This is a genomic window from Bradyrhizobium sp. CCBAU 11357 (assembly GCF_028128865.1).
Lineage (GTDB): Bacteria > Pseudomonadota > Alphaproteobacteria > Rhizobiales > Xanthobacteraceae > Bradyrhizobium.
The window spans coordinates 235,565-248,453 of sequence record NZ_LBJW01000111.1 but is presented as its reverse complement, the minus strand read 5'-3'; the positions used below and the strand labels follow the sequence as shown (position 1 = coordinate 248,453).

14 protein-coding genes are annotated in these 12,889 nt (G+C 65.1%); 9 read left to right on the top strand and 5 right to left on the bottom strand.

The genetic code is table 11. The features are described from left to right. The first annotated feature begins 1 nt into the window (after position 1). Positions 2-1,771, top strand: coding sequence for a branched-chain amino acid ABC transporter ATP-binding protein/permease (locus XI05_RS33240; protein ID WP_271509846.1), 1,770 nt, complete (start codon positions 2-4; stop codon positions 1,769-1,771). After that, positions 1,768-2,499, top strand: a complete 732-nt coding sequence (locus tag XI05_RS33235) for an ABC transporter ATP-binding protein (protein ID WP_271509844.1) — start codon at positions 1,768-1,770, stop codon at positions 2,497-2,499. Before XI05_RS33240 ends, XI05_RS33235 begins: the two co-directional genes overlap by 4 nt. Before the next feature lie 159 nt (positions 2,500-2,658). On the opposite strand, the gene XI05_RS33230 is transcribed toward XI05_RS33235, so the two are convergent. Beyond that, positions 2,659-3,282: a pyridoxamine 5'-phosphate oxidase family protein gene (locus tag XI05_RS33230; protein ID WP_271509842.1), complete on the bottom strand. Its 624-nt coding sequence runs from the start codon at positions 3,280-3,282 to the stop codon at positions 2,659-2,661. Between the two features lie 122 nt (positions 3,283-3,404). On the opposite strand from XI05_RS33230, the gene XI05_RS33225 reads away from it, so the two are divergent. Then, the gene (locus XI05_RS33225; protein WP_271509839.1) at positions 3,405-4,289 is read left to right on the top strand and encodes a LysR family transcriptional regulator; all 885 of its coding nucleotides are present in this window, start codon (positions 3,405-3,407) and stop codon (positions 4,287-4,289) included. Positions 4,290-4,637: 348 nt separating this feature from the next. Here the strand turns inward: XI05_RS33225 and XI05_RS33220 are convergent, their stop codons facing one another. Next, positions 4,638-5,054, bottom strand: coding sequence for a PaaI family thioesterase (locus XI05_RS33220; RefSeq protein WP_271509836.1), 417 nt, complete (start codon positions 5,052-5,054; stop codon positions 4,638-4,640). Between the two features lie 568 nt (positions 5,055-5,622). Between XI05_RS33220 and XI05_RS33215 the strand changes: the two genes are divergently transcribed. The 4 genes from XI05_RS33215 to XI05_RS33200 all read left to right on the top strand — a co-directional run bounded on the left by XI05_RS33215 (position 5,623) and on the right by XI05_RS33200 (position 9,180). Beyond that, positions 5,623-6,639, top strand: coding sequence for a TRAP transporter substrate-binding protein (locus XI05_RS33215; RefSeq protein WP_271509833.1), 1,017 nt, complete (start codon positions 5,623-5,625; stop codon positions 6,637-6,639). Positions 6,640-6,876: 237 nt separating this feature from the next. Next, on the top strand, positions 6,877-7,386 hold the full coding sequence (locus tag XI05_RS33210; protein WP_271509831.1) for a TRAP transporter small permease: 510 nt from the start codon (positions 6,877-6,879) through the stop codon (positions 7,384-7,386). Between the two features lie 2 nt (positions 7,387-7,388). Then, positions 7,389-8,708 (top strand): TRAP transporter large permease, encoded by a 1,320-nt coding sequence (locus XI05_RS33205; protein ID WP_260374247.1) that lies wholly within the window; start codon positions 7,389-7,391, stop codon positions 8,706-8,708. Between the two features lie 10 nt (positions 8,709-8,718). Continuing rightward, positions 8,719-9,180, top strand: a complete 462-nt coding sequence (locus XI05_RS33200) for a DUF3237 domain-containing protein (protein WP_271509829.1) — start codon at positions 8,719-8,721, stop codon at positions 9,178-9,180. An 11-nt stretch (positions 9,181-9,191) separates the two neighbouring features. On the opposite strand, the gene XI05_RS33195 is transcribed toward XI05_RS33200, so the two are convergent. The 3 genes from XI05_RS33195 to XI05_RS33185 all read right to left on the bottom strand — a co-directional run bounded on the left by XI05_RS33195 (position 9,192) and on the right by XI05_RS33185 (position 10,541). Continuing rightward, a complete protein-coding gene (locus XI05_RS33195) occupies positions 9,192-9,398 on the bottom strand; it encodes a hypothetical protein (RefSeq protein ID WP_271509827.1) in 207 nt (68 codons plus the stop codon). A gap of 119 nt (positions 9,399-9,517) precedes the next feature. Beyond that, on the bottom strand, positions 9,518-9,793 hold the full coding sequence (locus tag XI05_RS33190) for a YiaA/YiaB family inner membrane protein (RefSeq protein ID WP_212254126.1): 276 nt from the start codon (positions 9,791-9,793) through the stop codon (positions 9,518-9,520). A 52-nt stretch (positions 9,794-9,845) separates the two neighbouring features. After that, entirely contained in the window at positions 9,846-10,541 is a 696-nt protein-coding gene (locus XI05_RS33185; protein ID WP_271509824.1) for a PspA/IM30 family protein, read from the bottom strand. 103 nt (positions 10,542-10,644) lie between these two features. On the opposite strand from XI05_RS33185, the gene XI05_RS33180 reads away from it, so the two are divergent. Together XI05_RS33180 and hydA are read left to right on the top strand one after the other, a co-directional pair. Further along, positions 10,645-11,277, top strand: coding sequence for a TetR/AcrR family transcriptional regulator (locus XI05_RS33180; protein WP_271509822.1), 633 nt, complete (start codon positions 10,645-10,647; stop codon positions 11,275-11,277). A gap of 69 nt (positions 11,278-11,346) precedes the next feature. Beyond that, positions 11,347-12,801 carry a dihydropyrimidinase gene (gene hydA / locus XI05_RS33175; protein ID WP_271509819.1) on the top strand — a complete coding sequence of 485 codons (1,455 nt, stop codon included), beginning with the start codon at positions 11,347-11,349 and terminating at the stop codon, positions 12,799-12,801. The last annotated feature ends 88 nt before the right edge of the window (positions 12,802-12,889 follow it).

The window sequence follows — 12,889 nt, the reverse complement described above, 5'->3', positions numbered from 1 at the left end:
GATGCAGAGCCGGCTTCCCATCCTCGTCTTTGCGATTCTCATGGCGGCGATCCCGTTCATCCCGGGCGTGCCCCCGTTCTGGATCGTGCTGCTCGACAATATCGGCCTTGCGGCCCTGGTCGCGATGGGCCTCGTGCTGCTGACCGGCGTCGGCGGCCTCACATCGTTCGGCCAGGCCGCCTTCGTCGGCTTCGGCGCCTATACCACCGCGGTGCTGTCGACGGCCTACGGCCTGTCGCCGTGGCTGACGCTGCCGCTGTCGCTCCTGGTCAGCGGCTCGCTCGCGGTGCTGCTCGGCCTGATCACCGTGCGCCTCTCGGGGCACTATCTGCCGCTCGGCACCCTCGCCTGGGGGCTTGGGCTGTTCTACCTGTTCAGCAAGCTGGAGTTTCTGGGCCGTAACGACGGCATCTCGGCGATCCCGCCGCTGTCGATCGGCACGTTCAAGATGCTCTCGCCCGGCTCGATCTACTACGCGATCTGGGTCGCGGTGATCCTCTCGGCCCTGCTGACGATGAACCTGCTGGACTCCCGGACCGGCCGCGCCATCCGTGCGCTGCGCCGCGGCCATGTCGCGGCCGAGGCGTTCGGCGTCCACACGCCGCGGGCCAAACTGCTGGTGTTCATCCATGCCGCGGTGCTCGCCGGCCTGTCCGGATGGCTCTACGCCCATCTCCAGCGCGCGGTGAACCCGACGCCGTTCGGCGCGCATATGGGCATCGAATATCTCTTCATCGCGGTGGTCGGCGGCGCCGGCTATGTCTGGGGCGGCGTGCTGGGCGCGGCAATCGTCGTGATCCTGAAAGAGGTGCTGCAGAGCTATTTGCCGTTGATCCTGCCCGGCTCCGGCCAGGTCGAGACCATCGTGTTCGGCATCATGCTGGTGGCGCTGCTGCAGCTTGCGCCCGGCGGACTCTGGCCCTGGCTGATGTCGTTCTTCCCCGAGCGTACCGATGGCAAGAAGCCGGACACCTCGCTGAAGCTGGAACATCGCGCCCGCGCGCCCGCCGAGGCCGGTGTCCTGCTTCAGGTCGAGAAGGCGCGCAAACAGTTCGGCGGCGTGGTCGCGGTGAATAACGTCTCATTCGACGTCCAGGCCCGCGAGATCGTCGCGCTGATTGGCCCGAACGGCGCCGGCAAGAGCACGACTTTCAACCTGATCACCGGCGTGCTGTCGGCGACCTCCGGCTCGATCTCCGTGCTCGGCAGGAAGGTCGACAACGCGCCGCCGCAGGAGATCGTCAAGCTCGGCATCAGCAGGACCTTCCAGCACGTCAAGCTCGTCCCGGACATGACCGTGCTGGAGAACGTCGCGATCGGCGCGCATTTGCGCGGCCATTCCGGGCCCGTTTCCTCGATGCTGCGCCTCGACCGCGCTGATGAGGCCAAGCTGCTCGCCGAGGCCGCCCGCCAGATCGAGCGCGTCGGCCTCACCGAGCAGATGCACCAGCTGGCCGGCTCGCTCTCGCTCGGCCAGCAGCGCATCGTCGAGATCGCCCGCGCGCTCTGTGTCGATCCGATGCTGCTGCTGCTCGACGAGCCGGCCGCGGGCCTGCGCCACATGGAGAAGCAGCGGCTCGCCGCACTGCTCCGCGAGCTGCGCGACGGCGGCATGAGCGTGCTGCTGGTCGAGCACGACATGGGCTTCGTGATGAACCTCGCCGACCGCATCGTGGTGCTCGATTTCGGCACCAAGATCGCCGAAGGCACGCCGGCGACGATCAAGACCAATCCCGAAGTGATCAAGGCCTATCTCGGAGTGGCGGCATGAGCACGCTGTTGTCCGTCACCGACGCGCATGTCGCCTATGGCAAGGTCGAGGCGGTGCGTTCGGTCTCGCTCGAGGTCGGCACCAACGAGATCGTCACCATCGTCGGCGCCAACGGTGCCGGCAAGACCACGCTGCTTTCGGCCATCATGGGCATCCTGCCGTTGAAGGGCCGCGTCGCCTTTGCCGGGCAGGATCTCGCCCGGCTCGACATCGAGGACCGCGTCGCGATGGGGCTCGGTCTCGTTCCCGAGCACCGCGAATTGTTCGTGACCATGAATGTCGAGGACAATCTCGAGCTGGGCGCGTTCCGGATCGAGCGCAGCAAGGCAAAGGCCTCGATGGAACGGGTCTATGAGCTGTTTCCACGGCTCAAGGAGCGGCGCAAGCAGCTCGCCGGGACGCTCTCGGGCGGCGAGCAGCAGATGCTCGCGATGGGCCGCGCGCTGATGGGCGAGCCGAAGCTCTTGATGCTGGACGAGCCGAGCCTGGGCCTTGCCCCGATCATCGTCGCCGACATCTTTCGCATCGTCACCGAGCTCCGCGCCGCCGGCGTCTCCGTGCTGCTGGTCGAGCAGAACGCGCAGGCCGCGCTGAAGATCGCGGACCAGGCCTATGTGATGGAGCTCGGCGAGTTCGTGCTCAGCGGCAAGGCCAGCGACATCGCGGCCAACGAGCGGGTCGCGGCGAGCTATCTCGGCTTCCAGCACGAAGGTGAGAGTGTGATTTAGTTTAGAGACGCCTCGGCCTATTCGCTGTCATCGCCCGCGAAGGCGGGCGATCCAGTACTCCGAGACGATCATGATTGAACCAGAGGCCGCGGCGTACTGGATGCCCCGCCTTCGCGGGGCATGACACCGAACGGTACGGTGACGAGCGAAACGAGCCGCTCACCCCGCCGCCTTCTCACCCTTCAGCGCCCCAACCTCCGCCTCCAGTTCCGCGATCCTCGCATCCCTCGCCGCGAGCGCGGCCGCGACATCGGCCGCATCGAACTTCTGCGGGATGTGCTGCGGGCAATTGGTGTCCCAGGCCGCGATCTTGAACAGGATCACCTGCTCGGGCCGGGCGCGGTAGCCTTTCGGCATCAGTGACGTGGTCAGCGCTTCGTCGTCCTCGACCACGCGCGCCTCGCCCCAGATCTTCACACGGCGACGGTGGGCGTAGTCCATTACGAAGATGTAGGCCTTGGGATTCTCCGAGAGATTGCCTTGCGTGATGAACTGCTGGTTGCCGGCGTAGTCGGCGAAGGCGAGCGTCTGCTTGTCCAGCACCTTGAGAAAGCCCTTCGGGCCGCCGCGGTGCTGGATGTAGGGCTGGCCATCGGCCGAGGCGGTCGCGAAGTAGAAGCTGTTGGCGTCGGCCAGGAACGCGGCGAGGTTGTCGTCGACCTCGGTGCGCCAGCCGCGCTGCTCGCTGCGCGCATAGGCCTCGCGCGAGCCCTTGCGGGCCTGGATCGTCTTCACCGCCGGCGAGAAGGCGACGTCGCTGGCATAGGTGTGTACTGCCGTCATCGGAACATCTCCTGAAATTCCGGCGCATGCTTGCGTCTTTCGCGCCCAATCTGGACCTTTCGGCGTCTAAAACAATCGAGCACCTTGACACTTCATCATTGCTATATATGCAATAATGTCCCATGGACCGCCTGGAAGCCATGCACGTCTTCGTCACGGTCGCTGATCTCAGCGGCTTTGCGCCGGCCGCGCGAAAGCTGCGGCTGTCGCCGTCTGCTGTGACGCGGATGATTGCGGCGCTGGAGGAGCATCTCGGCGCGCGGCTGCTGCAGCGGACCACCCGGCAAGTGACGTTGACCGATGTCGGCACGCGCTATCTGGAGCGAGCGCGGCGCATCCTCGCCGATGTCGAGGAAGCCGACGGCTCGGCGCGGCAGGAGCGCAACCGGCCGAGCGGGCGCCTCGTCGTATCGGCGCCGGTCGGCTTCGGCCGGCTGCATGTCGGGCCGGTCATGACCGCCTATCTCAAGCGCTATCCCGAGGTCACGGCCGAGCTCAGGCTGTCCGACCATCTCGTCAACCTCGTGGAGGACGCCGTCGATGCCGCGGTGCGCATCGGCCATCTCGCCGATTCCTCGCTGGTGGCACGCCATGTCGGCGAGATGCGGCGGATCGTGGTGGCTGCGCCCGGCTATTTGAAGCGGCATGGCGAGCCGAAGACGCCCGAAGCGCTCGCCACGCACCAGACCATCCAGTTCGGCCCCTGGTCCGAATGGCGCTTCCTGCGCGACGGCCGCGATGTCGGGCTGCCGTTGTCCCCTCGCTTCATCAGCAACAGCGCCGACGCCGCCCTGCAATATGCCGAGGCCGGCGGCGGCGTGACGCGGGTGCTGGCCTATCAGGCCGCCGAGGGCCTGAAGCGCGGACGCCTGAAGATCGTGCTGGCGAAGTACCAGCAGCCGGCGCTGCCGATCCACATCGTCTATCCGACCTCGCGTCTGCTCTCGGCCAAGGTGCGCGCGTTCATCGATCTCGTGGTGGAGACGGCGGAGTGGAGGTTTGGGTGAGTGCGTGGCCCGGACGCGGTGCGTCCGGAGCAGGAGAGCGAAGTGTGCCGCACCGCTATCTCCCCGTCGTCATTGCGAGCGCAGCGAAGCAATCCAGAATCTTTGCGCGGTGGCAGTCTGGATTGCTTCGCTACGCTCGCAATGACGGAACAAGGGGCCACATCGCAGCCTGCTCTCGTATCCCGGACAAGCTGCAACGTCCATAGCGCGTTGAAGACGCGCGTGAACGCGCTTAGGGCGTTGCTGCGCAGAGCCGGGACCCAGGAGCAGCCGGCTAAGCCGTGATGGATAGGCCCCGGCTCTGCAGCGCATCACTACGTGCTGCGCTGCGTCCGGGGCACGAGAGACCTATTTCTTCGGCACCACCCGGAACGTGCCGCTGGCCCGCGCGATCACGGCGTCGTCCGCCTTCACCAGGCACTGCGCGAAGCAGATCGTGTTCCCGGTCTTGATCGCCTCGCCCTCGACCGCGAGCCACTGGCCGATCTCGGCGGCGCCGACATAGTCGACCGACAGCGAGATGGTGACGAACGACGTCGTCCAGCCGGTCGCCTGGGCGCAGCTGTAGCCCATGGCGGCGTCAGCGAGCGCCGCGATCAGCCCGCCATGAATCAGCCCGCGGGCGTTGGTGTGCGGCGTCGCCAGGCGCAGTGCGACGGTGACGCCCTTGTCGGTCTTCTTCGAATAGAGCGGCTCCCAGGGATCGGTCAGCGGCGCTTTGCGGAAATGCGGCTCGTAGCCGGCGGGGATGTCGGTGAAGGTCATGGCAATCTCGCTTCATTGCTTTGGCCGCATTGGAAGCGAATGAAGCGACGAATGCATCACCTACAAAGCTTTAAACGCAATTTGTGCAGGTGTTTGAAACGAGCTCCGCCGTCGCCTCACCAAGAGTGTCATCACCCGCCTTGTGCGCAATGGCGCACCGGGGCGGGTGATCCAGTATTCAGAGACGGCAGCGATTGGATCGAGAGGCCGCGGCGTACTGGATGCCCCGCCTTCGCGGGGCATGACAGTTGCCAAGCAGCAATTCGGTCGGTCCGGCTCCAGTGTTGCGACCTTTGTCCGCAATACATGTTCCTTTCGATCCTGTTAGGCTTTGGTCGGAGCCTGCTTGTGGCCAAGGCTCGCAGACGATAATTATATCATATAACGTTTGCGCGAAGGGAGAGCGGTCGTCGCCCGAGCAGCGACAAATCCATGCAACATGGCTGACGTAGATGGCGCGACACCGCGCGCCTCAGTTCCGGCTTGAATGCGCCGGCCAATTAGATAACATGTTAATTAACGAGACCGGGCCAACGAAGCCCGCCGTCGCAAAAGGGAGAGACGCGTGATGAGGAAAGCCTGTCTGGCCTTGCTGCTGGCAGCAAGCGTGAGCCCAGCGCTCGCGCAGGACAAGACCTTCGATCTGAAGATCTCGCATTGGGTGCCGGCCTCGCATCCCCTGCAGAAATCGCTGGAAGACTGGGCCGCCGCCGTCGAGAAGGATTCCGGCGGCACCATCAAGGGCAAGGTGTTTCCGGCCCAGCAGCTCGGCAAGGCCTTTGACCATTACGACATGGCGCGCGACGGCATCGCCGACGTCACCTATGTCAATCCCGGCTACCAGCCCGGCCGCTTCCCGATCATCGGCGCCGGGGAATTGCCGTTCCTGATCTCGGACGCCAAGGGCGGCTCGATGGGCCTGGACGCCTGGTACCGCAAACATGCCGAGAAGGAGATGAAGGACGTCAAATACTGCCTCGCCTTCGTCCACTCGCCCTCCTCGTTCCATTCCCGCACCAAGAAGATCGTCAACCCTGAGGACGTGAAGGGCCTGAAGATCCGCCCCGCCCACGCCACGATGGCGAATTTCGTCACCTCGCTCGGCGGCACCAACGTGCAGTCCTCGGCGCCGGAAGTGCGCGACATCATCGAGCGCGGCGTCGCCGACGGCGTCACCTTCCCCTGGGGCTCCCTGGTGCTGTTCGGCATCGACAAGGTGACCAAATACGACATGGAGGCGCCGCTCTACACCACGACCTTCGTGTTCGTGATCAACAAGGACAAGTACAATGCGATGTCCGACAAGCAGAAAGCCGCGATCGACAAGAACTGCACGGTCGAGATGGCGGGCGCGGTCGGCGAGCACTGGGGCAAGTTCGAGGACGCCGGCATCGACAAGGTGAAGGCGGAATCCAACCATGAGGTCTACAAGCTGACGCCCGAGCAGATCGGGGCCTGGAAGAAGGCCGCCGAACCGCTGGTCAAGACCTGGGGCGACGGCGCCAAGAAGGCCGGTGCCGATCCGGATGCGACGCTCGCGGAGCTCAAGGCCTCGCTGAAGAAGTACAACGCGCTGGCGGAGTGACGCCCAGCAGTGGCCGCGCATTCGCTGCACCTCTCCCGCTTGCGGGAGAGGTGGGCGCGCCCGGGCGATGCAAAGCATCGTCCCGCGCGCCGGGTGAGGGCTCTCTCCTCTTGGGGGTTCTCGATTGTGGAAGCACCCTCTCCCCCAACCCTCCCCGCTAGCGGGGGAGGGAGCGCACCCGCTTCGTGGAAACAGCTGAACCCAACTTCGCTTGATTTTAGATAGGACTCTTCCCCCATGAAGCGCTCCTGGATGGATCGCGTGATCGACTCGATCGAATGGATCGCGGCCGGCTTCGTCGGCATCGTCGCGCTCGACATCTTCCTGTCGGTGCTCTTGCGCAACACGCTGAACTATTCGATCCCCGATTCCTTCGACATCGGCCGCATGCTGCTCGGCATCCTGATCTTCTGGGGCATCGCCGCGACCTCCTATCGCGGCACCCACATCACGGTCGACCTGGTCTGGGGCAATGTCGGGCCGCGCCATCAACGCTGGATCGACGTGTTCGCGACGCTGGTGCTGCTGTTCGTCGTCACGGTGCAGACCTGGACGCTGTTCGACAAGGTGCGCGGCACCTACAACGACAACGTCCAGACCTTCGACCTGCACATGCCGACCTGGCCGTTCTTCGCGGTCGCCTGGATCGGCGACGTCTGCGCCGTGCTGCTGATCGCGATCCGCACCTACCGGCTGATCTTCCATCCCGAAGAGATGCACGACCCCAAGATCAAGGCGACGGAGTAACCATGAGCACCGATGCCGTCGCCGTAATCGGCTTCATTTCCCTCTTCGTCCTGATGCTGCTGCGCGTGCCGGTCGGCATGGCCATGGGCCTCGTCGGCGTGTCCGGCTTCGCCTATCTCGTCAACGGGACGGCAGCGCTGAAGCTGGTCGGCCAGACCTCGATGCGGACGGTCACCGACTACACGTTCGGCGTCATCCCGATGTTCCTGCTGATGGGCTCGTTCGTCTCCCACTCCGGCATGAGCCGCGAGCTGTTCCGCGCCGCCAACGGTTTCGTCGGCCATTTGCGCGGCGGGCTCGGCATTGCCACCGTCGGTGCCTGCGGCGGCTTTGCCGCGATCTGCGGCTCGTCGGTGGCGACCGCCGCGACCTTCTCCGCCGTCGCCTATCCCGAGATGCGCCGGTTCGGCTATCCGCAGTCGTTCGCCACCGGCGTGATCGCGGCAGGCGGCACGCTGGGGGCGATGCTGCCGCCCTCCACGGTGCTCGCGGTCTACGGCATCATCACCGAGCAGGACATCGGCAAGCTGTTCATCGCCGGCATCATCCCGGGCCTGCTCGCGATGACCATGTACATGATCACGATCTTCCTGATCGGCTATTTCCGCCCCGACTTCCTGCCGAAAGGCAAGGTGACGCCGTGGCGCGAGCGCTTTGCCGGGCTGAAGGAGATCTGGGCACCGGTGCTGCTGTTTATCTTCGTCATCGGCGGCCTCTACGGCTTGCCCTTCCTGCCGCGCTTCACGCCGACCGAGGCCGGCGGAGTCGGTGCGACCGGGGCCTTCATCATCGGCGTGCTGACCGGCCGGCTCGACCGCGAGAAGGTGCTGGCCTCGCTGCTGCAGGCGACGCGCACCGCGGCTGCGGTGTTCACCGTGCTGATCGGCGCGCTGATCTTCGGCTATTTCCTCACGGTGACGCAGACGCCGCAGAAAGTGACGGAATTCCTCACCGGGCTCGGCCTCGGTCCCTACGGCGTGCTGGCCCTGATCATGGTGATGTATCTCGTGCTCGGCTGCCTGATGGACGCGATGGCGATGATTATCCTGACCGTGCCGATCATCTTCCCGGTGATCATGCATCTCGGCTTCGACCCGATCTGGTTCGGCGTCATCATCGTCATGACCGTCGAGCTCGGCCTGATCCATCCGCCGGTCGGAATGAACGTCTTCGTCATCAAGAGCGTGGTGAAGGACGTCTCGTTCTCGACGATCTTCAAGGGCGTGATACCGTTCGTGGCGACGGACCTGGTGCGGCTGGTGATCCTGATCGCCTTCCCGCTGCTGGCAACCTGGCTGCCGACGCGGATGATGGCGCATTGAAGGTGAAGCGATGACCAAACCGACGCTGGAAACCAGATACGTCTTCACCATCACCGCGCGCATCGGCGACGTCGTCACTGCCGGCGAGACCGGGATCGGCGTTCGCCGGATCATTCCGATCATCGGCGGCGAGGTGACGGGCGCGGTCAGGGGAAAGGTGCTCCCGTTCGGCGCGGACTTCCAGACCATCCGGCCCAACGAGCTGATCGATCTCGAAGCAAAATACGCCTTCGAGACCGACGACGGTGCGACCGTCTACGTCGAGAACAAAGGTATGCGCTTCGGCCCGGTCGAGCTCCTGCAAAAGCTCAAGCGCGGCGAGCCGGTCGATCCGAAGCTGATCTATTTCCGCACCGTGCCGAAGTTCGAGACCGGGCACGAGAAGTACCGCTGGCTGATGGAGCACATCTTCGTGGCCTCAGCGGCGCGCCATGCGGATCGCGTCGTCATCGACGTGCATCAGGTGATGTGAGGCGAAGATGCCTACAACGTCTCCTGCTTGTGCCCGCAGTTCTTGCAGGCGAACTTGACGCGGGTCTGGCCCTTCTCCGCCTGCACCCGGTTCGGCGCTCCGCACTTGCCGCAGACCGCCTCGATACGGGTCGTGCCCTGCTTGACCAGGATGGTCTTCTTTTCCATCGATTCGCGGATCAGGCGCTCGGCCTCCTCGCGCAGGGATTGTTTCGACAAAGCTCGTCTCCGCCTCTGGAAAGCGCGAGAGCCATATCGCACCTGCACGCGAAGCACAATGCGCCCGTCCTGCCGCAGGGGCCCCGCCGCCCCACATTGCGGCGGGGGCCGTTCGCTCCTCACGCCGCCTTGGAGACCTCCATCAGCAGCCGCTCGGCCTTGGCATCCTCGATGCGGTTCACGAGGCGGCTGCTCTCATGATTGTCGCGCACGGTCTTGGTCAGGGTGACGCAGGTCTGGATCATCATCACGATGCCCATGGTGAGATAACCCTTCATCCAGAGATCGATCGGCAGGAAGAAGATGCCGATGGCGACGAGGAAGGCGGACGCTGCGAAGGACGCGTAGGTGAAGCTCACCCAGGCGCCGCTGTGGGGCTGGCCGGTTTGATTCATGATCGTCTCCTGTTGTTTCGAATGATGATTGCGTTCGGGTTCAGACTTGAGATCAGGCCGTCGGCATGCGCTTGGACTTCAAGCGCGCCAGCACGTCGTCTGCGGTCGTCTTGAGCCGGGGGCCAAAGCCCTGCTCGGCGAGTTTTTCGGCGGTGGCGAGCGGACCGGTGGCCACGTCGAGCTCGACCAGGGCATCGTCGGCCGCCTGAGCCTCCATCTGCCGCTCGCGCAGACGCCTCAGCGTCCCCTCCGCCTCCGGCAATGTCGATTCATAGGGGCGCGCGGCCTCGATGCCGCTGCGGCGAAGCGAGCGCACCGCGTCCGAGGCACGCGCAATCCGGCGACCACGATCGAGCTCGGTGATGCGGGCCTGCGCGTTGGCGACGTGGCGCTTCAACCGGGCGATCTCGGTCGCGAACAGCGCGCGCGCCGTCATGGCCGCATCGCGATCGGCCTCCAGGGCCGCAATGGCTTCGGCGGCCTCCTTGGCGAGGTCCTCGCGGCCGCCGTCCAGCGCCGCGACGGCGCGGGTCTCGAGATCGGCGATGCGCGCATTCGTGGCCTCGAGCTTGCGGCCCTCCTGCTGGTCCTGCGCGATTGCCAGCGCCAGCGTGCGCTTGCTGCGCTCGACGGCTGCGGCCGCATCGCGCATCTGCTGGTCCAGGATCAGGAGGGCGGTGCGGTCTTCCAGTTCCTCGCCCGCAGCGGCGACGCTGCCGCGGAAAAGAGTCACGACGGTCTTGAACATTGGTTGCTCCCTGTCTATGAGCGTTGCTCACACATGCTTTGTAGCAGGAAACTTGAACTTCGTTCAATAAATATTTGAGCGACGCTCAAGAATTTGGTTAAAGATGACTAAAGCTCTGGAACGGCGAGAGAAATTGCGTGTCGCCCTGATCCAGGCGGCCGAGCGGATGATCGCCGAGCGGGGGTTGGCGGGTCTGAAGACCCGCGATTTGGCCCGCGCGATCGGCTGCGCCAATGGCGCGGTCTACAATCTCGTGGCTGATGTCGACGAGCTGGTCCTGCGGGTCGGCTCGCGCACACTGCTCCGGCTCGACGAGGCGCTGTCTCTTGCGAGGCGTGCGGGCGAGCCATCGCCACGGGAATCCCTGATCCGCATCGCCCTCGCCTATTGCGATTTCGCCGCCGAAAATCTCCAGCTCTGGCGCGCGCTGTTCGAGCACCGCATGGAGACGGGCAAGCTGGTGCCGGATTGGTCGGTGCACGACCAGATGCAGCTGTTCCGTCATATCTACCAGCCGCTGACCGCGCTGTTTCCCGGGCGGAGCCCGGAGGAACTCGGCATCACCGCGCGCAGCCTGTTCTCGGCCGTGCATGGCATGGTGGCGCTCGGGCTGGAGCAGAAGCTGGTGGCGGTGCCGTTGCCGGCGCTGCGCAAGGAGATCGCGGGCCTCGTGCGCGCGATGATCGACGGGCTGGTCGCGCGCGATGTGAAAAAAGGAGCGGCGGCGGCTGACTAAAATTTCACCTGTCGCATCGCCAGTAGCGCGCTTAGCCTTCGAGCCGTCCCTCACCTCTCGGAGTGCCTCATGCCCCTCCTCATCCGCGGCGGCACCGTCGTCAATCACGATCATTCGCGCCGCGCGGACGTGCTGATCGACGGCGAGACCATCGTCGCGATCGGCGCATCGCTCGATGCGCCGACCGGTAGCCAGATCATGGATGCAGGGGGCGCCTACGTCCTCCCGGGCGGGATCGATCCGCACACCCATCTCGAAATGCCGTTCATGGGCACCGTCACCGCCGACGATTTCGAATCCGGAACCAAGGCGGCGCTGAGCGGCGGCACCACCATGGTGGTGGATTTCTGCCTTCCCGATCCCGGCCAATCCATGCTCGCGGCGTATCAAGAGTGGCGGCACAAATCCGAGAAGGCGGCCAGCGACTACGGCTTCCACATGGCGGTGACGTCATGGTCGAAGCAGATCCACGACGAGATGGAGACCGTGGTCAAAACCTACGGCATCAACACCTTCAAGCACTTCATGGCCTACAAGGGCGCGCTGATGGTGAACGATGACGAGCTCTACAATTCGTTCGCGCGCTGCGCCCATCTCGGCGCCATGCCGGTCGTCCATGCGGAGAATGGCGACGTCGTCGCCTTGATGCAGGAGGCGCTGATCGCGCGCGGCGTCACCGGCCCCGAGGGCCACGCCTATTCACGGCCGCCGGAGGTCGAGGGCGAAGCCACCAACCGCGCCATCATGATCGCCGATATGACGGGCACGCCGGTCTATATCGTGCACACCAGCTGCCGCGAGGCGCATGAGGCGATCGCGCGGGCACGCGCCGTCGGCAAGCGCGTCTATGGCGAGCCGCTGATCCAGCATCTGCTGCTGGATGAGAGAGAATACCAGAACAAGGACTGGGATCATTCCGCGCAGCGCGTGATGTCGCCGCCGTTCCGCGGCAAATCGCATCAGGACAGCCTCTGGGCCGGCCTGCAAGCCGGCTCGCTCCAGGTGGTTGCGACCGACCATTGCGCCTTCACCACCGAGCAGAAGCGGTTCGGGCGCGGCGATTTCAGGAAGATCCCGAACGGCACCGGCGGCCTCGAAGATCGCCTGGCGCTGCTCTGGACCGCGGGCGTCGCCACCGGGCGGCTGACGAAAGAGGAATTCGTCGCGGTGACCTCGGCGAACATCGCGCGCATCCTCAACATCTATCCGCGCAAGGGCGCGATCGCCGTGGGCTCGGATGCCGACATCGTGGTGTGGGATCCCAAGGCGAGCAAGACCATCAGCGCCAAGCGGCAGATGAGCCGGATCGATTACAACGTGTTCGAGGGTTTTGCCTGCACCGGCGGCGCGGCCGCGACGCTGTCGCGCGGCCGTATCGTCTGGAAGGATGGCGATCTGCGCGCCGGGGCCGGCGACGGGCGATACGTCGAACGTCCCGCCTTCTCACCGGTGCATGTGGCAAATTCGACCTGGAAGGAACTGACGGCTCCGCGCGCCGTCGCACGCAGCGCGGTAACGCCGTAAGCCATCGCGCTCCAAGGCAGACGTCCGGGCAATCTCGGAGAGACTTAGGAACGAACGGCTGGAGGCCTCGTTGTCGCGCATATTTCCC